The sequence below is a fragment of the Shouchella oshimensis genome, from assembly GCF_004375095.1.
Lineage (GTDB): Bacteria > Bacillota > Bacilli > Bacillales > Bacillaceae_D > Shouchella > Shouchella oshimensis.
On record NZ_SNUX01000001.1, the window covers coordinates 730159 to 751848 of the forward strand.

The window sequence follows — 21690 nt, forward strand, 5'->3', positions numbered from 1 at the left end:
TCTTATTTACACAAATGCCAGAGCTGAAGCAACACCTACATATGTAAGTGCTATAAATACAACGATCGATACATACGTCATAATTTTTTGCGACTTAGGTGTTACGGTAATTCCCCACGATACCGCGAACGACCACAATCCATTTGCAAAATGAAAAGTTGCTGCGACGATACCCACTATATAAAATGCAAACATCCAATTGTTTTGCAAGATATTTGCCATCATTTCGTAATTTACTTCTTGACCTAACATAGCTTGGACTCTTGTATCCCAGACATGCCAAGCGATAAAGATTACTAAGAAAACGCCTGATACACGTTGTAACAAGAACATCCAGTTTCTAAAAAATCCATAACGGCTTGTGTTGCTCTTGCCTTTAAAAGCAATAAAAATGCCATAAACTGCGTGGAACATAATTGGTAAAAAGATAATAAAAATTTCAAGTGCATAGCGAAATGGAAGGCTTTCCATAAAGTGTGCAGCTTGGTTAAAAGCTTCTGGACCTCTTGTTGCAAAATGATTAATAACAAAGTGTTGAATTAAAAAAATACCAATAGGAATAACTCCTAATAACGAATGCAGTCTTCGATTAAAGTACTCTAAATTACTCGGCATACACGTTCCCTCCACATATGTTTTCCAGTTCCTTACCCCTTTTAGAAATGAATGACAATTTCTATCTCTTTCGTATACATGTACCTCCCGCTCCATTTCTTGCCTATTCACAAAAATTCAACAAAACTATGAAACAAACAGAACACTTTCATTTTACTCCTAGGGGTTTTTTGAGTCAAGAAAACGGATTCAATTCTTATTGATTTAAAAGGGTTTAGAATCTTCTGTCTGATCGATCTTTTAAAAAGGCTGACAAATGATTCAAAGAACTGTACTATAGAAGGAGCAATTTTTTTTGAAACAATGGGGTGCTGTAATGAGTGAAACGAACCATCAATTAAAAGGCTACGAATTAATCCGAAACGACGTGCTTCAACTTGTTTTAGGCAAGGAGCATGATCACTTATTGTATTGGGTTGGAAAATCGTTAGCGCGAAAGTATAAGCTAGAACAAATAGAAGAACTACATACGTTTTTTAAACAAGTGTATTGGGGAGACCTCTCCTTAATTAAGCAAAAGAAAAATGAGTGGCACTATGAGTTAAGCGGAGAATGGATGACGAAAGACGATGAACGGTCGTACCAATTAGAAGCAGGATTTCTAGCTGAGACGCTTGAAACCCAGTTTGCGGTTGCAACAGCTGCCACCTACACAAAAAAAGGCAAGGCAATTCGTCTTACCGTTCACTTTGATCATAAAGACTCCGTAGCCATATAACTAGAAAAAAACTGCAGTTTACTTCTCTGACTGCAGTTTTTCATATAGTTGCTTTGCCACGTTTCTAGGCACATATTCTGCTAATTGGTCCACACTCGCTTCCCGCATTTTTTTCATTGAACCAAATGCCTTTAAAAGTGTGCGCTTTCGTTTCTCCCCTACACCCGTTATGTCGTCAAGTGCAGATTGGAAAAAACTCTTTGAACGGGTTTGGCGATGGAATGTGATTGCAAATCGATGTACTTCATCTTGGATTCGCTGTAGTAAATAGAACTCATGGCTATCTCGCTTTAAAGTCACTACTTGAGGCGGGCTACCAACAAGGAGCTGTGACGTTTTGTGCGTCGCGTCTTTTGCTAGACCACAAACAGGGATCGACAGCCCTAACTCATCTTCTACAACTTCTTTTGCTGCTGTAATTTGACCACTGCCTCCATCAATTACGATTAAATCGGGTAATGGGGCTTCTTCCTTTAGTAGCCGTACATAACGCCTCCGCACTACTTCTCGCATAGAACCATAATCATCAGGTCCTGCTACTGTCTTAATTTTATACTTTCGATAATGCTTTCGTGCCGGTTTGCCATCAATAAAAATCACCATTGCAGATACCGGGTCTACTCCTTGAATATTGGAGTTATCAAACGCTTCAATACGGTAAGGTGTTGAAATACCCATTGCTTCTCCTAGACGTTCAACGGCTTTAATCGTTCGTTCTTCGTCTCGCTCAATTAACGAAAACTTCTCCTTTAGTGCAATTGCCGCATTTTCTTCCGCTAGATCAAGAAGAGATTTCTTCTGTCCTCTTTTCGGTTGGCTAACTTTTACTTTTAAGAGTTCTGTTAATAATTCTGCATCCACATGCTCAGAAACAAATAGTTCTTTCGGTTTAATATGGTTCTTTTCTAAATAAAACTGTGCAATGAAGGAGAGCAGCTCCTCAGATGCTTCTTGATAAATCGGAAACATGGCAACATCTCGCTCAATTAATCGCCCTTGTCGCACAAAAAAGACTTGGACACACATCCAGCCCTTATCATAAGAAAACCCAAATACATCTCGATCGGTTTGATCTGAAAAGGACATTTTTTGCTTTTCCATCACTTTATCCATTTGAATCAGCGTATCTCTCAATTCTTGCGCACGTTCAAAGTCCAATTTTTCAGCCGCTTCTGTCATTTTTGCTTGAAGACTTTCTTTTATCTCAGTGTGACCGTATTTTAAAAAGCGGGTTATTTCTTGAACCATTTCTTGATTCTGTTTATCAGTTACGTCATACACACATGGAGCTAAACATTGGCCGATGTGATAGTACAAGCAAACGCTATCTGGCATCTTTCGGCACTTACGTAAAGGATACAAACGATCTAACAGCTTTTTAGTATCAGAAGCAGCCCCTGCATTTGGATAGGGTCCAAAGTACTTTCCGCCATCCTTTTTTACTTGGCGAGTAATCACAAGGCGTGGATGTTTTTCATTGGTAATTTTAATATAAGGAAAGCTTTTGTCATCTTTTAAAAGGACATTGTATTTAGGGTCATGCTTTTTTATTAATGTTAATTCAAGGATTAACGCTTCAATATTGCTCGAAGTAACGATGTATTCAAAATCATGAATCTCCGTAACTAAGCGCTGTGTCTTTGTATCATGACTGCCAGTAAAATAAGAGCGCACACGGTTCTTAAGTACTTTCGCTTTTCCTACATAGATTATCGTTCCTTGCTTATCTTTCATTAAGTAACAACCAGGCTTATCAGGAAGTAGCGGAAGTTTATTTTGAATGGCATCATTCATAAATTGGCCTCCTATGTGTAAAAAAACCGCCTTCCTTTTAAAAAGAAGGCGGATCGTCTTACATTTGTTTGTTAAGAAGTTCAGCTAGCGCTTCTTTTGGTTGGAAGCCAACAGCTTTATCAACGACTTCTCCATCTTTCAGAACAAGTAAAGTCGGGATACTCATAACACCAAATTTACCAGCTGTTTCTTGGTTTTCATCAACGTCAACTTTAACGATTTTTGCTTTGTCGCCAAGGTCTCCATCTAACTCTTCAAGAACTGGTGCAATCATTTTACAAGGTCCACACCAAGGTGCCCAAAAATCAACGAGTACAACACCGTCTTTTGTTTCTTCAGTAAAGTTTTGATCAGTTGCATTTACAATTGCCATTTTTAAAAATCCCCTTTCCATTACAACGTACTTTAAGTATAACACTTCCATTTGAAGCAAGAAAATAATTTGCTCTACCATGTAGAGTGCCCACTGTTGATTTATGATAAACGATAAAGTTATAAAAGAAAAGCCACTTGCTCAAGCAAATGGCTTTCAAACTTAATTGGTCACTAATACATTACGTAATTCTTCTGTTAGTAGCGGTACAATCTCAAACAAGTCTCCAACGATCCCATAGTCAGCCACTTCAAAAATAGGTGCTTCCGGATCTTTATTAATGGCAACAATGACTTTTGAGTTTGACATGCCGGCCAAATGTTGAATCGCTCCAGATAGACCAATAGCAAAGTACAAATCAGGTGTTACCACTTTGCCTGTTTGCCCAATTTGCAGTGAATAATCACAGTATTCCGCATCACATGCACCTCGTGAAGCTCCAATTGCACCACCAAGGAGTTCAGCTAATTCTTCTAACGGTTTAAAGCCATCAGCACTTTTAACCCCTCGTCCTCCTGCTACAATGACATTTGCTTCAGATAGATCGACCCCACCTGTCGCTTTCTTAACAACTTCTTTCACAATGGTGCGTAAGTCACGAATATCAACCGCTACTGTCTCCACATCACCTGTTTTCGTTTCATCTTTTTCCGGTGCCACAATATTGTTCGGACGGATTGTCACAATCATTTTCTCGCTTTGCGTTGTTCGTTTTTCAAATGCTTTACCGGAATATATCGGTCTTGTGAAGTGTAAGCCCTCAATGGCAACAACATCTGAGAATAAGGCAGCGTCCATTTTCACAGCCAATCGTGGTGATACGTCTTTCCCGATAGACGTATGACCAAGAACCACTGCGTCAGGGTTTTCTTTATCGAACACTTGTAAAAATGCTTGTTTAAACCCATCCGTTGTGTAATGCTTCAGTGCGTCATTCTCTACTGCGATTACGCGGTCTGCTCCATATGCAAACAACGTTTTCGCCAGATCGCTCACAGTATCGCCAGCTAAAACAGCTACGATTTCCCCTCCATCAGCAATTTGCTTTGCTGCTCCAATGGATTCAAACGATACATTTCTTAACTCACCATTTTTCGCCTCTGCAAGAACAAGTGTTTTTCTACTCATGATGAAGCCTCCTTTTATATCACTTTCGCTTCTGATCGTAATAATGAAACAAGTTCTTTTACTTGTTCGCTTGGTTCACCTTCTAATTTCTTACCAGCTTGTTTCTCAGGTGGTAAATACACTTCACTAACAGACGTTTTTGCTTCAACATCCTCTTCTTCCACCTCTAAATCATCAAGGTCAAGTGTTTCTAAAGGCTTCTTCTTCGCTTTCATAATCCCTGGCAAAGAAGGGTAGCGAGGCTCATTCAGGCCTTGCTGAGCCGTTACGAGCAAAGGCAGCTGTGCTTCTACTTTTTCTTCGTCTCCTTCCACATCACGAACAATAGATGCGGTTTGACCATCAATAGAAAGACTTGTAATCGTTGTCACTTGTGAAATATCTAATAGTTCTGCAAGTCTTGGACCAACTTGACCCGATCCACCATCAACGGCTACATTTCCAGCTAGTATAATATCAAAATCCTGCTCTTTGAAATACGCATGCAGCAACGATGCTGTTGTATAAGGGTCACTCTCTTCAACCTCTTCCCGGTCTAAGAGCACCGCTTTATCTGCCCCCATTGCTAGCGCAGTGCGAAGCTGTTTCTCCGCATCTTCTTCGCCAACGGTTACGACGGTTACCTCACCACCATGGGCTTCTCGTAGAACGAGCGCTTCTTCTACAGCGTATTCATCGTATGGATTAATAATAAATTCTGCACCATCTTCTTGAACTTTTCCATTTGTTATTGAAATTTTTTCCTCTGTGTCAAACGTACGCTTTAAAATAACAAAAATATTCATCTATGAACCCTCCTCTATTAATTCCCTTTAAATACAGGCTTTCTCTTTTCTAAAAATGCTTGAACGCCTTCATGTCGATCTTCTTGTTTAAACACATCTCCAAAAGCGGCACGTTCTTTCTCTAATCCTACTTCTAGCTTGCTGTCGCTAAACTCCACTAATTCTAACGTTTTTTGAACGGTGAGAGGGCTTTTTCCTGCAATGACCGTTGCCATTGAACGCGCTGCTGAAAGAACGTCTTCTTCAGGTAAGACATGATTAATTAGCCCAACTAAATACCCTTCTTCTGCTGTCATTGGTTCACTTGTAAGCATCAGTTCTATTGCCTTAGCTTTTCCTATGAGTTTAGGCAATCGCTGTGTTCCACCAAACCCAGGTATGAGGCCAAGATTTAGTTCGGGTAATCCGAGCTTTGTTCCTTTTGCAGCCAGTCGTATATGACAAGCTAATGCAAGCTCTAAGCCACCACCTAACGCCGCACCATGAATAGCAGCAATAACTGGTTTAGGGGATTGCTCAATTTTCGTAAACGTTTCTTGTCCAATTTGACCTAGTTGTGCAAACTCCTGTTCATTTTTCACTTCTGTAAATTCTTTAATATCCGCACCAGCGGCGAAGAAGCGTCCTTCACCATGAAGAACCACTGCCTTAATCTCATTGTCTTTGTATACGTTTTCAAAAATCTCGTTTAACTCAGCCATTACGCCACGTGAAAGCGCATTGGCTGGTGGTCGAGTTAGTGTCACAATGGCTACACCTTCTTCAACCTGCCACATAACATGCTCCATTCTCTCTAACCCCTCTCCTTTTTACCGGTTAAGCCATGAAGTAACATTTCTTGTACCGTGTTTGTTTGGTTTGTTAACGAAAATTTTCCTTCGGACATGACCCAGTTTGAAACCACTTCATCAAGCGTTCCAAAAATCATTTGCCTCGCCAATAAAGGATCCAAATCGACATGAAACGTGCCACTTTTTTTCCCCTCTTGTACTATTTCGTCTATTAAGAGAAGATATCCTTTTAAAACTTGATTTATTCTTTGCCTCAATTCTACTTTAGACTGACGTAACTCTAATTGAGTAACAACAGCAAGGTGATAATCCCTCTCCAATTGAGCAAAATGAGACGAAATTAACACGTTTAATTTATCTTCAATGGTTTTCTCTTGTTTAATTTTCAGGTTGCTTGTTTCAACGAAAGAACCCATTTTTTCTTGAAATAAGGAGATTAATATATCTTCTTTGTTTTTAAAATATAAGTAAATGGTTCCATCTGCCACTCCAGCTTCTTTTGCAATCTTAGACACTTGAGCTTGATGAAACCCATGCTTCGCTATGACTAATACTGCTGCATCAATTATTTTATCGAATTTTTGACCTTTACGTTTACTCACTACAATCTCTCCTTACCACAATCATGAATGAGTATTCATTCATATTGATATTATAGTAAATGGGAGGATAATTGTCAAATAAGAAACTGGTTTCTTTGCCTGCATAGCAAAGAAACCTTTTGTTCTAAGCTTGCTTTTTTTCGTGGGCATCTCTCTTTGTTCGTTCTTCATCTAATAATACTCTTTTCAATATTTTACCTGTTAATGTAGCAGGCAATTCCTCTCTAAATTCATAGTACTTAGGAAGTTTAAAGGCAGCCATTCGTTTTGCGCAATAGCTCTTTAACTCTTCTTCCGTAACGGAAGCACCCTCTTTTAATACAACAAATGCTTTTACAGTTTCACCACGATATTCGTCTGGTACACCGATTACAGCAGCTTGCACGATTGCTTCGTGCTCATATAATACTTCTTCAATTTCACGAGGGTAAATATTATAGCCACTTGCAATAATTAATTCTTTTTTCCGATCCACTATATAGACGTAGCCTTCCTCATCCATTCGGCCCATGTCACCACTTTTAAACCAGTCACCATGAAACGTTTGACTCGTATCTTCAGGACGGTTCCAATAGCCTGACATCACTTGGGGACCTTTAATAAACACTTCCCCAATTTCTCCTATTTCTGCAGGTCCGTCACGTTCTAATGAGAAAATCATCACATCTGTATCTGGCCAAGGAATGCCTACACTTCCTGGCTTCCGCTTATCCCATATAGGATTGGCACATGCCACTGGAGAAGTTTCCGTTAAACCGTATCCTTCTACAATTCGACCATTTGTCAACTTTTCAAACTTCTGCTGAACTTCTAATGGAAGAGCAGCCGCGCCACTAATACATGCATTAACAGACGTTAAATCATATTCAGTAATATCTTCTTGCTTACAGAGCGCAATATACATCGTTGGTGCACCTGGAAATAGCGTTATTTTCTGCTTTTCAATTGTTTTTAGTACGTCTTTCGGGTTAAATCGTGGCAAAAGAACCATTGTTTGTGCCTTCAATACGGCGACATTCATAACGGTTGTCATACCATACACGTGAAAAAATGGCATCACACCGAGTACACGTTCTTTCGCGGGTTTAGCTTTATAGAGCCATGCATCACACTGTTGAGCATTCACAACAAGATTATAATGGGTGAGGATAACGCCTTTCGCTAGTCCGGTAGTTCCCCCAGTATATTGCAATAAAGCAACATCTGTGCTAGTGACTTCAACATCCGGCTGCTGAAGACTTCCCTCTTTAACGAGTTTCGTAAACCGTAATATCCGATCTGAGTATTCCACTTTCACTTTAGGAATACCTTGCTTTTTCTGTACAAGTGGAAAAAGCATGCCTTTTGGAAATGGTAAGTAATCGGGAATACTTGTAACGATAATCAGTTCAAGTGGTGTTTGCTCCATTACCTTTTGTACTCGAGGTAAGACTGAGTCCAGACAAACAATTAGTTTCGCTCCTGAATCAGATAACTGATGCTGGAGTTCTCGTTCCACATACAGAGGGTTTGTTTGAACAACAATTCCACCTGTCATTAAAATGCCGTAATAACTGATGATTGACTGTGGAGAGTTTGGCAACATAATTGCTACTCGATCCCCTTTTTTCACCCCCAATTTAATCAGCTGATTTGCAAAAGAAACGGCTTGATTATGCAAATCCTCATATGTGATTGATTTTCCTAAAAAATGAACAGCCTCGTGTTCAGGATACGCCTTGGCAGATTCAGTGAAAAAATGTTGCAACGGAAGCTCATCATAATGCATGGATCCCTCTACAGTTTTCGGATAGTGCTTCGTCCATCTTTTTTCAACGATCTCCATCGTTCCCCTCCTCATTCAGGCTCCTCACAATAGAAATGTATTCTCCTCATTTCCATTGTATTGTAATCGCTTACAGTTTCCAATTGTTTTTTCTTATTTTTTCAAAAAAATATGTGTTCTAAAAGAATTTCACTCTAGAAATCAGCCTTTACCCTAGCTTCGCTTGTCCATTAAAAAAGAAACGAACAATGTCCGTTTCTTTACGCTTTTGAGCACGTTACGCATATATGAACAAGAATAGAATTCCTGCTAGCGCAAAAATAGCACAGCAAATATACAATATGCGAATTAACAGTTTCATGGTTTTCCCCTACCCTTTTATTCCTGCTGAAATAACGAAAGACAATCCAATTGACAGAAGGAGAGATACTAGACCAACCGCTCGATTATCATTGCCTATTTCTTCGTCTACGTTAAAACCCGGTGTTAAAAATTCAAAAATAAAATAGCTAAATAATAGAAGTACAAAGCCAAAGCTCCCCCACATGAGCATCATAAGCAACGATTCAGATTGATGAATGACGTTGGCAAATATATTCGCCACGCCAAACATCTTCCCACCAGTAGCCATTGCTACAGCGACGTTGCCTTGCTTAATCTCTTCCCAGTTATTGTACTTTGTGACTGTTTCAAAAATGGCCAGAAAAACAATGAGCATTAATATCGTTACACTATAATTTGCGATTGTTTGAATCCATTCGTTTGATAATAAGCGCTCCATCTCTATAGCCTCCTATTTCAATTCCACAACCGTATTGCCAAGTCCACCTTCATTCATTCCACCATCACGAGAAGATTTAATTCGTGGATGACTAGCAACAAATTGTTTTACACCTTTTCTTAGTGCCCCAGTGCCTTTTCCATGTATGATGGAGACTTGGTGGTAACCAGCAAGAAGCGCATCATCAATATATTTTTCAATTCGATTCATCGCATCATCATAGCGGACACCACGTAGGTCTAGCTCCGCCTTTACATGAGCATCATTCCCACGAATGGTTGTAATTGCTTTTTGAGGCTCTAAAGACTTTGCTTGTTCCAGCACTTGTATATCATCAATGGCAACGGTCATTTTCATAATACCAAGTTGAACTTGATATTCCTTGTCCGTAACCTTTTTTACAACAGTACCTTTTTGATTAAAGCTGATGACTTTTACCTCATCGCCAGCTTTTGGAATACGTTTCGCTTTTTCCGCCGTTTTCTTCACTTGTTTTTGCTTTTTATTGAGCTTTGGCACAGCTTGATCCAGTTGTTTTCGTGCATCAATAAGCTGGTGTTCCTTAACTTGATAGCCGGCTTTTTGCAAATCTCTTAGCTCAGAGATGATCACTTCAGCTTCTTCTTTCGCATCAGCTACTGCTTTTGCTGCTTTTGCCTCTGCTTCTTCCATTATTTTTTCTTTCATTCGTTCAACTTCGTCGAGTTTTGCTTCTAATTCAGTTCGAAGCTTGTCTGCTTCAAGCCGTACTTGCTGTGCTTGACTCCATTCTTGTTCAGTCGATTTACGACTATCTTCTAAAGAAGAAATCATATTTTCCACTTGTGTCGAATCGCTATCAATCTGTAGTTTCGCGTCCGCAATAATGTCTTCTGCAAGGCCTAAACGTCTCGAAATCGCAAAGGCGTTGCTTCGTCCAGGTACACCAACGAGCAATCGGTAAGTCGGTCGAAGGGTTTCTACATCAAATTCAACGCTAGCGTTAATCGCACCATCCCGGTTAAACGCGTACCCTTTTAATTCACTATAATGCGTTGTTGCTGCTGCCAAAGCTCCTTTCTTGTAAACAAAATCAAGAATGGCAATGGCAAGTGCTGCGCCTTCCGTTGGATCGGTTCCTGCTCCTAACTCATCAAAAAGCACAAGACTATTTGCATTCATTTTCTCTAAAATCGAAACAATGTTCTTCATATGAGATGAAAAGGTACTTAAGCTTTGCTCAATAGACTGCTCATCCCCAATATCTGCAAATACATGCTCGAATACAGCTAATTCTGTTTTTTCATCAGCAGGCACATGGAGTCCTGATTGAGCCATAACCGTTAGCAGACCAATTGTTTTAAGGGTAACCGTTTTACCACCTGTATTCGGTCCTGTTATAACGAGAGAACGAACTTGATTTCCCATAGCGATATCACTTGGAACAACGTCTTCACTTGGCAATAAAGGGTGTCTCGCTTGTTTTAAATCAATGACCCCTTGATTGTTTAAAATGGGTTTTACCCCTTTAATCGACTTTGCATAATAGCCTTTCGCCGCAATAAAATCTATATCTGCTAATGTCTCTACATTGACTAGTAATTGCGCTTCTTCTTCAGCTACTTTTGATGACAGTTCAGTCAAAATACGTTCGATCTCTCTTCTTTCTTTCGCTTTCGCTTCTGTTAACTGATTATTTAACGTTACGATTGATGCAGGTTCAATAAACAGCGTCGCTCCCGATGAAGATTGATCATGAACAATTCCGCCAAAACTTCCTCGATATTCTTGCTTAACCGGAACAACATAGCGGTCGCTACGAATCGTTACAATAGCGTCAGATAACATTTTTCTCGTAGTGCTTCCTCTAGTGAGGGATTCGAGTTTAGACTTAATTGTCGATTCATAACTACGCATTTGATGACGAATCGTACGTAATGCTTGACTCGCTTGATCTAAAACAGTCCCATAATCGTCAATACAGCTTTTGATCTCCCTTTCAAGTGATGACAATGGTTCGAGGACTTGTATTCGTTCTTGCAACAACGGAATATCAATATTCCCCTCATCAATGATCTCTTCAAAAAAATACTTAAGTTGTTTACTTCCGTAAAGAGTTGAAGCAATTTCTGTGAGTTCACTTGCAGAAAGTACCCCTCCAATTGCTGCTCGCTTTACATGGGCTTTTATATCACTAATTCCACCTAATGGAACATGGCCTTTTAGGCGAATAATATCACTTATTTCAGCAGTTTCGTTTTGTTCTAATTGTACGTCCTCTAAATCGATCAAAGGCTTCAATGCTTGTACACGTTGTTTTCCTAAGCTTGATGCCACAAACCCAATCAACTGCGCTTTCATTTTATCGTATTCTAACACTCGGAGTACGTGCTCCATTATTAAAGCCTCCTGTCCTGCTTGTTCGTATTTAACCATGCAGTCAATTTTTCCGTTGACCATGTATTCATAATTGTATCATGAGGTACTTTCGCTTTTGTTGCTTGTCCATACCCATAAACAACATCATCTAGCATCTCTATCCGATGAGCATCGGAATTGATTGCAAGAGGTGCCCCAACTTCAACGGCCCGCTTTAGCCACATTAATTCTAAGTCGAGACGGTTTGGATTCGCATTTAGTTCCAAGACAGTGCCTGTCTCTTTTGCCCATTGAATAAGCTGTTCCACATCTACTTGATAACCTGCACGCTTTCCGATTAAACGTCCGGTAGGATGAGCAATCATGTCGACGTGAGGATTAAACATCGCTTGCTTCAATCGTTTCATAATAGCGGCTTTACTCTGTGAAAAAGAAGAGTGAATAGACGCAATGGCAAAATCAATGGATGCTAGCACGTCATCTTCATAGTCGAGACTGCCATCTGGCAAAATGTCCATCTCAATCCCAGTAAAAATTAAAAAATCCGTATGGCGTTCATTCCAATCCCGAATCGCTTGATGCTGTGCTTTTAACCGTTCAACTGAAAGTCCATTTGCCACTTTTAAATAGTGTGAATGATCCGTAATGGCAATATGACGGTAGCCCTTTTCTTTTGCAGCTTCGACCATTTCTTCAATTGACTGAGCTCCATCACTCCATGTCGTATGCATGTGTAGGTCGGACTGCACTACATAGGGCTTATATGGTTTTTCAATTGGATATCTATCAACCTCTGTACCATCTTCTCGTGCTTCAGGAGGAATATAGGCAGTATGAAAATGGTGAAAAAAAGCAGTCTCGTTAGGAAATGTGAGGATTTCGCCGGTTTCAAGTACCTCTACACCATACTCATTTATTTTTTCACCTTGTTGCTTTGCTAACTGCCTCATCCGAACATTATGGTCTTTAGAGCCTGTAAAGTGGTGCAAAGCAGTGGCGAAAGCCTCATCTGTCACAATGCGGAAATCGACAGACACAGTATGAGGGTTTCCTTTTATGTTCAACGAAACTTTCGTATCACCTTTTGAAATAATATCGGTTCGATCCTGTAAATCAAGAAGGCGCTGTTTCACTCCAGCCGGTTGATCGGTGGCAATAATGTAATCTAAATCTTTTACGCTTTCACTTAACCGTCTTAAACTCCCTGCTCTTGAAAAACGGATGACTTCTGACCATTCGCTTAATTGACTTTCTACCTTTTTGGCTATAGGCAAAACAGCCGCTAGGGGAAATCTGTCAGGTCGTTCATTCCACGACTCAATCGCTTGAATCATTTTCTCTTCAGATTTAGCTCCAAACCCTTCAAGTGATTGAATCGTCTTCGATTTAGCTGCTTCTAGCAACCCCTCTTTACTTTCAATCCCTAACTCTCGATACAAGCGCCCTACTTTTTTGCCACCTAAACCTGGAATTTCGATAAGTTCTATTAAGCTGGCAGGTAGACTTTCTTGTAGCTCGCGCAACACTGTTGACTGCCCTGTCTCCTTTAACTCTAAAATAACTTCTGAAGTAGCTTTCCCAATTCCAGCAAGTTGCTGTGGTTTATCAATCTCTTGCAAAGGTCGTTCATCCTTCTCCAAAGCTTGTGCCGCTTTTCGATAGGCAGAAATTTTGAATGTATTTTCCCCTTTAATTTCTAAATAACGTGCAATTTCTTCAATGGTTTGAATGACTTGTTTTTTATCCAACTTCTAACACTCCTTTACAAAAAAAAGCTCGCTATGCGCGAGCAATCATTAAAATGAAGGTCTTACCCATAATTCACTTAACCAGTCTGATAAATAAGGTGTATGATTAATCATTAGATCGGCCAAAACGGATGATTGAAGCGCCCCTTGAACGCTCCCTACTGGGATAACGGTTGCGACGAATAACAAAACAAATAGGAGCAAATAAATCTCTAGAAAACCTAATACGCCTCCTAAAAGTCTGTTTACCGTTTTTAATATCGGCAAATGAGAAACAAAATCTAACATCGATCCGATAATATGCAGAATAATTTTTGTCACAAAAAAGAGAATCGCAAACGCGATGGCTGAATAATACACGCTTTCTGCATCGAACGATTGAATAATCATGCCAATGGCGCCATCACCAGAAAAATCCGGATACGGAATGTATAGTCGTATCGTATTTGCTAATGGCTCATAATACCGCCATGCAATAAAGATTGCTACAAAAAAGCTTACTAAATGAATGAGTTGCAAAATAAACCCTCGGCGTCTTCCAATAAAGAAACCAAAGAGCAATAATACAAGGATGATTAAACTGAGCATCTTACTCTCCTTCAATGTCCCGTTTTAATTTTAAATAGTCATCCGCAATATTTAATGCAGTAAGTACGGACAATTTCGTTGTATCTAAATATGGATTTCTTTTTTTTAGTTCGTCCATTTTATCGTCTATATATTTGGCAACCGTTTTGACATGGGCAGCATGTTCTTCACTTACCACATTGTACGTTTGACCTTGAATACGGACTGTCGTCCTCGTTTTATTATCGTCATTTTCCACGAGAGAACCTCCATACCGTTAAGGCATTAGTTGAAACTAATCTTCATCATACCATGTTAGACTTAAATTGGAAACTGCTAAATAGCTGACTCCCAACGCTGGCGCAGTTTTTCCATTCTTTCACATAAATTCGCCTTTCAGTAGATGCGCTGTTCCTTTTCTTTGTCCAGTACAAGAGAATTTTTACACATGCAATAGTGTCAAATCCAAAAAGAGCTTTTCCATTTATCACTAAAAGTGACTTATTGGAAAAGCTCATCATTTAAGCAAACAAGGGGGGATTTTTCTTACGAACGTAATGTCGCTTGATACGTATCTGTTAAAGCTTCCAACACTTGTTCATGCTGCTCTTGCACTTCTTCATCAGTTAACGTGCGTTCGTTATGACGATACGTTAACGAGAAAGCAACTGACTTTTTACCGTCTTCTAAATGCTCACCTTCATATAAATCAAATAGGTTAACTTGCTTAAGTAAACTACCACCTGCTTCTTCAATAACGGTTGTTAGGTCGGCAACAGGGATGTGCTGATCTACTACAAGAGCAATGTCCCGTCCAATTGATGGAAATTTAGGTACACCTTGGTACAGAACCATTTGATTAGCCTGGTTAAAAAGCGGCTCTATTGTTAATTCAAACGCATATGATTCATCAAGGTGCCATTCATCCTCAAGGGCAGGGTGTACTTGTCCTATTATTCCAATTGGCTCACCCTTTAACAGGATCGTTGCGGTACGACCAGGATGAAAATCCGCTTGTTCTGTTTGCTTGAAAGTCACGTCTGCTGTTAAACCAAGTGAAGCAAATAGTTGCTCAACCATGCCTTTCAACAAGAAGAAATCACTTTGTTTTTTCTCGCCTTGCCACATGTGATTTAAATAGGTACCACTAATAAGACCTGCAACGCGTTCTTCTTCTCGAGGTAATACCGTTAATCTTTCTTCCGTTGTTAAAAAGACGGAACCTAGTTCATAAATAAATAGGTCTTGATTACGATGATTACGGTTATGGGCGGCGATATCATATAAATGTGGCAACAAACTCGTCCGCATAACACTGCGTTCTTCACTCATCGGCTTGTCAATTCGTATCGGTCGATAGACATCCTCTACAAAACGTGTTGCTTTTGCCGGACTTGTTAAAGAGTAGCTGATGACATCTGCCAATCCAGTTGCGCTTAGAACCCTACGAATTTGAGAGCGAACAAGCTGTTTTGGTGACCGTTTCCCTTGAGTTGTTGTACCAATGGGTAAAGTAGAAGGAATGTTATCATACCCGTGTATGCGAGCGACTTCTTCATAGAGGTCTTGTTTTATCACAAGATCCTTTCGACGCTCAGGGATGGTGACAACGAGATCATGGTCTACTTTTTCACATGGAAGCTGTAAGCGTCCCATGATGTTAGCCACCTCTGATATAGATAAACTTGTTCCTAAACGATGATTCATTTGCTCCAAGTTAAGAGAGATCGTTGTTTCTTTTTTCACACGATGATCAACGGTTACATCACCATTTAACACTTGACCGCCAGCTAAGTCTTGAATCAAGTATGCAGCTCTTCTCGCTGCTTCTCCAATCCTGCTCTCATTGACTCCCTTTTCAAATCGAGCACTTGCATCGCTTCTAAGATTCATTAATTTAGATGACTTCCGAACAAGTGCAGGCGCAAACGATGCTGCTTCAAGAACAATCGTAGTTGTCGAATCCGTTACTTCTGAATCCAATCCACCCATTACCCCTGCTAAAGCAACAGGCTCTTTACCATTCGTAATAACGAGTTGCTCTTCACTTAATGTCCGCTCAATTCCATCTAATGTGGTGAATGATTCGTCGTTGTAAGCGCGTCGAACGTGAATTTCCCCTGTTCCTAGAGCATGAAAATCAAAAGCATGTAATGGTTGACCATATTCAAGTAATACATAGTTTGTCACGTCAACAACATTGCTTATCGGACGTATTCCTGCTGCCATTAGTCGATTTTGCAACCAAGCAGGGGAAGGTCCAACTTGAACATTTTTTATGACTAATGCTTGATAAAATGGCGTATCTTTAGCATGATCGACTTGAACGCTTATATGTTCTTCAGCCATTTCCTTAATTTCTCTCACTTTTGCTTTTGGCAATTTAACAGGACGATCATACAAAGCCGCTAATTCATAGGCGACACCAATCATATGCATACAGTCTGAGCGATTTGCTGTAAGGTCTAGTTCGAGCACTCGGTCATTCAATGCCATAATGGTAAGCACATCATCTCCAGGGTTTACTGCTGCATCTTCAGAAAAAACATAAATCCCTTCTGCATAGCGCTTTGGAACAAGCTTCCCCTCAATTCCAAGTTCTTGTAAAGAGCAAATCATTCCTTGAGAAAGTTGCCCTCGTAATTTTGCCTTTTTGATCTTTACATTACCAGGTAAGCGTGCTCCAACTTTCGCAACAGCTACATATTGACCAGCATCAACGTTTGGGGCCCCGCACACAATTTGAACCGGTTCTTCTTCACCAATATCTACTTGACAGACATTTAATTTATCTGCGTCTGGATGTTGTTCTATTGCTTTTACATAACCAACAACGATGTTGGTTGCACCACTGTTTCGATTATGAATAAAATCAATTTCGATTCCACTTCGCGTCATCTTCTCCGCAATTTCTTCTGGTGTAATATCGTCTATTTCAATGTAATCTTGTATCCATTCGTATGAAACTAACATTTATTTTTTCTCCCCTCACTTTGTATGAAACTGTTGTAGGAACCGGTGATCATTTGTATAAAACTGACGAATATCATCAATGTCATACTTTAACATTGCTAAGCGCTCAACACCCATTCCAAAAGCAAATCCACTGTATTCATTTGGATCAAACCCACTCATCTCAAGTACACGCGGATGAACCATCCCTGCGCCTAATACTTCAATCCACCCAGATTGCTTACACACTCGACAGCCCTGTCCTTTACAAATCCCGCAAGACACATCAATTTCCACTGACGGCTCTGTAAAAGGGAAAAAGCTTGGTCGTAAACGAATATCGCGGTCTTGTCCAAAAAATTGTTTAGCAAAGAGTTCAAGTACACCTTTTAAATCACTCATACGAACGTCTTTATCTACATAAAGCCCTTCAGCTTGCATAAATTGATGAGAGTGCGTGGCGTCATCATCATCACGTCTAAAAACTTTCCCTGGTGCAATTACTTTAACTGGCCCTTTCCCTTTATGGGCTTCCATTGTTCGTGCTTGTACGGGAGATGTCTGCGTTCGAAGTAGTGTGTCCTCTGTTATATAGAAAGAGTCTTGCATGTCACGGGCTGGATGATCTTTCGGTAAGTTTAATGCTTCAAAATTGTAATAGTCCGTTTCAATCTCAGGACCTTCACCAACTGAAAAGCCCATTCCCAAAAAGATTTCTTCAATTTCGCGAACGACTTGATTTAGTGGATGCGTTGTTCCTTGTTTCGGTTTGCGTCCAGGCAGCGTCACGTCAATTGTCTCTGCTTTTAACTTCTGTTCAAGAGCAGATGCAGCCATTACCTCCATTTTTTCATCAATAGCTGCTTTAATATCGTCACGAACGACATTAGCCAGTGCGCCAATAACTGGACGCTCTTCAGCAGATAGCTTACCCATCCCACGTAACACTTCCGTAATTGGACCTTTTTTTCCTAAATAAGCGACGCGTACGTCTTGTAATTCTTTCTCTGATTGAGCTGCTGTTACTTTAGCTAGCGCTTCTTGCTTTAATCCTTCTAATTGTTCTCGCATCTTATAGCCTCCCTTAGCATTCAAGAAAACAACAAAAAGAGCCTCCATCCCCTGGAAAGGGACGAAAGCTCGCGGTACCACCCTTAGTTCACATACGTAAAAACGTTGACTTCATTCACTATAACGGCTCTTAACCGGTATCCTCTTTTAAGAGGACAGCTCCAGAGTGAATTCAGCCCTGCCGTTCCTTAAAGTTGCTTCCAGTCTAGACAACTTCTCCCTATAAGGTGGTCATGAACGTACTACTCTCTATCATTGCTTTTATTATTATTTTATTGTCTTCTATTATAATCAACTTATCTTTAATGTGCAAGGCTACCCTTGTAAAGAAAAAAGCAAAATGCCTGTTGCAATTCCTACGTTAAGTGACTCCGAATCATGATTGATTGGAATATAGACGTTTTCGGTGGTTTGAGCAAGTAAAGAGGGCTGTACGCCTTCTCCTTCATTCCCTACAAGTAGTGCAAAAGCTGGATAGGTTTGACCTCTGTTTATTGGAGAAGCGTTTGTTAAAGCGGTGCCTATGACAGGTACAGCTTCCTCCTTAAACATTTCTACCCATTGATGAAGATCACCTGTGTAAATGGGCAAGTGAAACAAAGCACCTTGGGTCGAGCGAATGACTTTATCGTTATATAAATCCACTGTTCCTTTTCCTAGAATGACGCCTGACGCATGTAGGGCAAGTGCCGTACGTATAATCGTACCAACATTTCCTGGATCTTGAACGCCATCAAGCAATACGTATATTCCGTCTAAAGACGTCGGTTGCTTCATTATTCTTTTTTGGCAAACAGCGATGATACCTGGCGGTGTTTCGGTCATTGATAATTCGGCCATAACCGCTTGTGTAACATAGTAAATTGAACCAGAGAAATTCGCCACATACTCTTTGCGAGTTGTAATAATTGTCTCAATCACAACAGATGCGGCAAGTGCCTCGTCAACTAAATGATCACCTTCTATAAGGAAGGAACCAGTCTGCTCTCTCCCTTTTTTCGTGTGTAACTTTTTCCATGCTTTTACCCGTTCATTTTTCGTTGATTCAATTGTCTTCAACTGTCTAGCCTCTCTTTTTTACTGTTCTTCCTAAAAGAATAGCTTGTTTTATACATAATTTCTACCCTTTTAAAGCCATACTATAGAGGATTCATTTAACCTAGGGGGTAATCGCATGGGATTTAACTTACGTGGTGCTATTATGTCTAATATTCAAGGATCAAGTCAAGAAGACGTTGAAGCAACGATTTTAGACGCTATACAAAGCGGAGAAGAAAAGATGCTTCCTGGTCTCGGCGTTCTCTTTGAAGTGTACTGGCAGCAAGCAGATGAATCAACAAAAGATCAACTTTGCGCTGATATTAGCAAAGGCTTAAACTAAAAAAAGCGAGCGATTCCGCTCGCTTTTTTTGTGTATAAGACTACTTGTCTTTTTCACGACATAGACATAAAGCATGTCTATTTTATTGAGGTGTACCTTTTGCTATTTCGATGGTTCTTTTCCATACTTGCAATTCTATTATTGTGCTACGGTATATCGTTTATGTTTCACCACCCGATGGAAACATATGGGTTCCGCGGATTTCGCTTTTTCTTATTTATTCTCCATCTTTGCATCTTCTTATATGGCATTGATTTAATTCGTAATCATCCCAAGTGACGTTACTGGATATAAACAACATTAATTAGAATAAATAACACAACAACGCTTAACCCGATTAGAACCCACGGCGCCAATTTCCACTTTTCCTTTTCTCCTTTTCCAAGGGAAGCCAAACTAAAGCCAACACTTGCAAATAAGACGAGTAAGGCAATGGAGCCGAGGGCATTGGTTACCCATGAAGGAAAAGCTGTCGCAAATCCGGTTAGCAGAAACACTGCAAATACGCCTAGCATCATTGAAGAAATGACCGTTAACACAAAAGACCACTTTCCGTATCGATTCATTTGCTAACCCCTTTTACTTATGAACCAAACGTTAACTGTTTTACTGTGTCTGCGTCTAATTTTTTTATCACTTCCACTAACAGCTTCACTGTGTTTTCATAGTCATCTCGATGTAAAATACCTGCATGAGTGTGGATGTATCGCGTCGCAACCGTAATAGACAGTGCTGGTACACCATTCGCTGTTAAGTGAATAGAGCCAGAATCGGTACCTCCACCCGCGATAGAATCATATTGATACGGTATTTGATTTTCATCTGCTGTTTGTATAACAAGATCTCGAAGGTCTTTATGAGGAATCATCGATGCATCAAACAAAATAATTTGTGGACCTTTACCTAGGGTACCTTCGCCTTTCGTTCCAGGTGTATCAGCTCCTATCCCTACATCAACACCAAATCCAATGTCAGGTTGAACAGCATGAGCGCTTGTCTTTGCTCCTCGTAATCCTACTTCCTCTTGAACGGTACCCACACCATAAACAACATTAGGATGCTCTTGACCTTGTAACTGCTTTAAGACGTCAATCGCGATTGCGCAGCCGATGCGGTTATCCCAAGCCTTTGCCATTAATAGCTTTTCATTTTTCATAACAGTAAATTCACAAACAGGTACAACAGCATCTCCAGGCATAATTCCAAATTCAGCTGCTTCTTCTTTGGAGCTTGCCCCAACGTCTATAAACATGTCTTTTATATCAACAGGTTTTTTTCGAGCCTCTGGTGACAAAACATGAGGTGGTTTAGAGCCAATGACACCTGCAACATTTCCTTTTTTCGTCATAATGGTCACTCGTTGCGCAAGCATAACTTGCCCCCACCAGCCACCAATCGTTTGAAAACGGAGGAAACCTTTATCGTCAATTGTCGTCACCATAAAGCCAATTTCATCTAAATGGCCAGCAATCATAATTTTTGGACCTGCTTCATTGCCCACTTTCTTCGCAATCAAACTTCCTATGTGATCTGTTTCGATTGAATCCGCATATGGAGAGATGTATGATTTCATTACATCCCTAGCTTCTTTCTCAAAGCCAGAAATTCCGTTAGCATCTGTTAAATCTTTTAGCATTTGTAATTGTTGATCCAAATTAAGCACTCCCTCTTTGCGCAATACCGTTAGTATAACGAAATTTCTTTTTTTCAACAAACGTTTAGTAGACAAGTTGTTCGGGAAACTTTATAACTAATTATTGAAACCTTCCTTTTCCATCTTACGTAGTATGACTAGTAAGGGATCTATTTTGAAAGGAGCTGTCCTCCATGCTTGTTATTCTATTCCGCATTCTCATTATTTTAACCATAATTGTCATTGCTTATAGCCTCGTTAAATATATAGTAAAGCCTGAGAGGAAGCTGACAAAGGCACAGGAAAAGAGAGAATTTTATTTCCTTGATGAAGAAGAAAATGTCCGAAAAAATTTTTTTATTACGTATAAGGGCTTATTGTTTGAAGGGGAGAAATATTTAGAGGCTACAGCTGATTCCTTTGACATTACACGTATTCATATGAACTTGGATCAGCATTCTTTAAAGGGATTTCGCTATGAAGATTTTCATTTTTTAGAAGAAGAAATTCGAATTCGCTATCCGAAAGCTACAATAGAATGGTCAAAACCAGTTAAAGAGTTCATGAAATCATCATCAACTAGCGCTCAACCTACTACGTAAGCAACAAGAAAGCCAGCATACTCTTT

The 21690-nt window shown here is 39.9% G+C and carries 21 protein-coding genes and 1 other annotated feature; of the genes, 3 read left to right on the top strand and 18 right to left on the bottom strand.

The window, feature by feature from the left end; all coding sequences use genetic code 11:
• Positions 1 to 6: 6 nt before the first annotated feature.
• Positions 7 to 615, bottom strand: coding sequence for a succinate dehydrogenase cytochrome b558 subunit (locus E2L03_RS03830; RefSeq protein ID WP_038481741.1), 609 nt, complete (start codon positions 613 to 615; stop codon positions 7 to 9).
• Positions 616 to 910: 295 nt separating this feature from the next.
• Here E2L03_RS03830 and E2L03_RS03835 point away from each other — a divergent pair, with 295 nt between their 5' ends.
• Positions 911 to 1333 (top strand): YslB family protein, encoded by a 423-nt coding sequence (locus E2L03_RS03835; RefSeq protein WP_236702394.1) that lies wholly within the window; start codon positions 911 to 913, stop codon positions 1331 to 1333.
• An 18-nt stretch (positions 1334 to 1351) separates the two neighbouring features.
• Here E2L03_RS03835 and uvrC read toward each other — a convergent pair whose 3' ends face one another.
• The 15 genes from uvrC to E2L03_RS03910 form a co-directional block, all read right to left on the bottom strand.
• On the bottom strand, positions 1352 to 3127 hold the full coding sequence (gene uvrC, locus E2L03_RS03840) for an excinuclease ABC subunit UvrC (RefSeq protein WP_134258587.1): 1776 nt from the start codon (positions 3125 to 3127) through the stop codon (positions 1352 to 1354).
• Positions 3128 to 3185: 58 nt separating this feature from the next.
• Entirely contained in the window at positions 3186 to 3500 is a 315-nt protein-coding gene (gene trxA / locus E2L03_RS03845; protein WP_035397723.1) for a thioredoxin, read from the bottom strand.
• Between the two features lie 162 nt (positions 3501 to 3662).
• Positions 3663 to 4628 carry an electron transfer flavoprotein subunit alpha/FixB family protein gene (locus tag E2L03_RS03850; protein ID WP_124742333.1) on the bottom strand — a complete coding sequence of 322 codons (966 nt, stop codon included), beginning with the start codon at positions 4626 to 4628 and terminating at the stop codon, positions 3663 to 3665.
• A 14-nt stretch (positions 4629 to 4642) separates the two neighbouring features.
• The gene (locus tag E2L03_RS03855; protein WP_095150494.1) at positions 4643 to 5413 is read right to left on the bottom strand and encodes an electron transfer flavoprotein subunit beta/FixA family protein; all 771 of its coding nucleotides are present in this window, start codon (positions 5411 to 5413) and stop codon (positions 4643 to 4645) included.
• Between the two features lie 17 nt (positions 5414 to 5430).
• Positions 5431 to 6201 carry an enoyl-CoA hydratase gene (locus E2L03_RS03860; protein WP_055736251.1) on the bottom strand — a complete coding sequence of 257 codons (771 nt, stop codon included), beginning with the start codon at positions 6199 to 6201 and terminating at the stop codon, positions 5431 to 5433.
• Positions 6202 to 6206: 5 nt separating this feature from the next.
• Complete coding sequence (gene fadR, locus E2L03_RS03865; protein WP_038481756.1) at positions 6207 to 6806, bottom strand: fatty acid metabolism transcriptional regulator FadR; 600 nt, start codon at positions 6804 to 6806, stop codon at positions 6207 to 6209.
• Positions 6807 to 6930: 124 nt separating this feature from the next.
• On the bottom strand, positions 6931 to 8631 hold the full coding sequence (locus E2L03_RS03870) for a long-chain-fatty-acid--CoA ligase (RefSeq protein ID WP_124742334.1): 1701 nt from the start codon (positions 8629 to 8631) through the stop codon (positions 6931 to 6933).
• A 310-nt stretch (positions 8632 to 8941) separates the two neighbouring features.
• A complete protein-coding gene (locus tag E2L03_RS03875) occupies positions 8942 to 9352 on the bottom strand; it encodes a DUF350 domain-containing protein (RefSeq protein WP_038481759.1) in 411 nt (136 codons plus the stop codon).
• 12 nt (positions 9353 to 9364) lie between these two features.
• Complete coding sequence (locus tag E2L03_RS03880; RefSeq protein ID WP_134258588.1) at positions 9365 to 11728, bottom strand: endonuclease MutS2; 2364 nt, start codon at positions 11726 to 11728, stop codon at positions 9365 to 9367.
• A gap of 2 nt (positions 11729 to 11730) precedes the next feature.
• A complete protein-coding gene (gene polX, locus E2L03_RS03885) occupies positions 11731 to 13458 on the bottom strand; it encodes a DNA polymerase/3'-5' exonuclease PolX (RefSeq protein WP_134258589.1) in 1728 nt (575 codons plus the stop codon).
• 48 nt (positions 13459 to 13506) lie between these two features.
• The gene (locus E2L03_RS03890; protein ID WP_038481770.1) at positions 13507 to 14046 is read right to left on the bottom strand and encodes a CvpA family protein; all 540 of its coding nucleotides are present in this window, start codon (positions 14044 to 14046) and stop codon (positions 13507 to 13509) included.
• 1 nt (position 14047) lies between these two features.
• Positions 14048 to 14284, bottom strand: coding sequence for a cell division protein ZapA (zapA, locus tag E2L03_RS03895; RefSeq protein ID WP_038481773.1), 237 nt, complete (start codon positions 14282 to 14284; stop codon positions 14048 to 14050).
• A gap of 287 nt (positions 14285 to 14571) precedes the next feature.
• Positions 14572 to 16998 (bottom strand): phenylalanine--tRNA ligase subunit beta, encoded by a 2427-nt coding sequence (gene pheT / locus E2L03_RS03900; RefSeq protein WP_134258590.1) that lies wholly within the window; start codon positions 16996 to 16998, stop codon positions 14572 to 14574.
• Between the two features lie 15 nt (positions 16999 to 17013).
• A complete protein-coding gene (gene pheS, locus E2L03_RS03905) occupies positions 17014 to 18048 on the bottom strand; it encodes a phenylalanine--tRNA ligase subunit alpha (RefSeq protein ID WP_095150500.1) in 1035 nt (344 codons plus the stop codon).
• 54 nt (positions 18049 to 18102) lie between these two features.
• Positions 18103 to 18313 (bottom strand) — a binding site (T-box leader).
• Positions 18314 to 18363: 50 nt separating this feature from the next.
• Positions 18364 to 19107, bottom strand: coding sequence for a TrmH family RNA methyltransferase (locus E2L03_RS03910; protein WP_055736244.1), 744 nt, complete (start codon positions 19105 to 19107; stop codon positions 18364 to 18366).
• 115 nt (positions 19108 to 19222) lie between these two features.
• Here E2L03_RS03910 and sspI point away from each other — a divergent pair, with 115 nt between their 5' ends.
• Positions 19223 to 19429, top strand: coding sequence for a small acid-soluble spore protein SspI (sspI, locus tag E2L03_RS03915; protein ID WP_035397702.1), 207 nt, complete (start codon positions 19223 to 19225; stop codon positions 19427 to 19429).
• Between the two features lie 281 nt (positions 19430 to 19710).
• Here sspI and E2L03_RS03920 read toward each other — a convergent pair whose 3' ends face one another.
• Both E2L03_RS03920 and E2L03_RS03925 read right to left on the bottom strand, forming a co-directional pair.
• The gene (locus tag E2L03_RS03920; protein WP_124742340.1) at positions 19711 to 19995 is read right to left on the bottom strand and encodes a hypothetical protein; all 285 of its coding nucleotides are present in this window, start codon (positions 19993 to 19995) and stop codon (positions 19711 to 19713) included.
• Between the two features lie 17 nt (positions 19996 to 20012).
• Positions 20013 to 21083: a M42 family metallopeptidase gene (locus tag E2L03_RS03925; RefSeq protein WP_496196925.1), complete on the bottom strand. Its 1071-nt coding sequence runs from the start codon at positions 21081 to 21083 to the stop codon at positions 20013 to 20015.
• 173 nt (positions 21084 to 21256) lie between these two features.
• Between E2L03_RS03925 and E2L03_RS03930 the strand changes: the two genes are divergently transcribed.
• Positions 21257 to 21664: a sigma-w pathway protein ysdB gene (locus E2L03_RS03930; RefSeq protein ID WP_134258591.1), complete on the top strand. Its 408-nt coding sequence runs from the start codon at positions 21257 to 21259 to the stop codon at positions 21662 to 21664.
• Positions 21665 to 21690 lie beyond the last annotated feature (26 nt).

What these genes read in the sequence shown, in the direction of transcription:
- E2L03_RS03890 (WP_038481770.1), bottom strand. Translation starts at nt 14,046, where the DNA reads ATGCTCAGTTTAATCATCCTTGTATTATTGCTCTTTGGTTTCTTTATT.
- sspI (WP_035397702.1), top strand. Translation starts at nt 19,223, where the DNA reads ATGGGATTTAACTTACGTGGTGCTATTATGTCTAATATTCAAGGATCA.
- E2L03_RS03880 (WP_134258588.1), bottom strand. Translation starts at nt 11,728, where the DNA reads ATGGAGCACGTACTCCGAGTGTTAGAATACGATAAAATGAAAGCGCAG.
- E2L03_RS03830 (WP_038481741.1), bottom strand. Translation starts at nt 615, where the DNA reads ATGCCGAGTAATTTAGAGTACTTTAATCGAAGACTGCATTCGTTATTA.
- E2L03_RS03855 (WP_095150494.1), bottom strand. Translation starts at nt 5,413, where the DNA reads ATGAATATTTTTGTTATTTTAAAGCGTACGTTTGACACAGAGGAAAAA.
- trxA (WP_035397723.1), bottom strand. Translation starts at nt 3,500, where the DNA reads ATGGCAATTGTAAATGCAACTGATCAAAACTTTACTGAAGAAACAAAA.
- pheT (WP_134258590.1), bottom strand. Translation starts at nt 16,998, where the DNA reads ATGTTAGTTTCATACGAATGGATACAAGATTACATTGAAATAGACGAT.
- E2L03_RS03860 (WP_055736251.1), bottom strand. Translation starts at nt 6,201, where the DNA reads ATGGAGCATGTTATGTGGCAGGTTGAAGAAGGTGTAGCCATTGTGACA.
- E2L03_RS03850 (WP_124742333.1), bottom strand. Translation starts at nt 4,628, where the DNA reads ATGAGTAGAAAAACACTTGTTCTTGCAGAGGCGAAAAATGGTGAGTTA.
- E2L03_RS03930 (WP_134258591.1), top strand. Translation starts at nt 21,257, where the DNA reads ATGCTTGTTATTCTATTCCGCATTCTCATTATTTTAACCATAATTGTC.
- uvrC (WP_134258587.1), bottom strand. Translation starts at nt 3,127, where the DNA reads ATGAATGATGCCATTCAAAATAAACTTCCGCTACTTCCTGATAAGCCT.
- E2L03_RS03870 (WP_124742334.1), bottom strand. Translation starts at nt 8,631, where the DNA reads ATGGAGATCGTTGAAAAAAGATGGACGAAGCACTATCCGAAAACTGTA.
- E2L03_RS03875 (WP_038481759.1), bottom strand. Translation starts at nt 9,352, where the DNA reads ATGGAGCGCTTATTATCAAACGAATGGATTCAAACAATCGCAAATTAT.
- E2L03_RS03920 (WP_124742340.1), bottom strand. Translation starts at nt 19,995, where the DNA reads ATGAATCGATACGGAAAGTGGTCTTTTGTGTTAACGGTCATTTCTTCA.
- pheS (WP_095150500.1), bottom strand. Translation starts at nt 18,048, where the DNA reads ATGCGAGAACAATTAGAAGGATTAAAGCAAGAAGCGCTAGCTAAAGTA.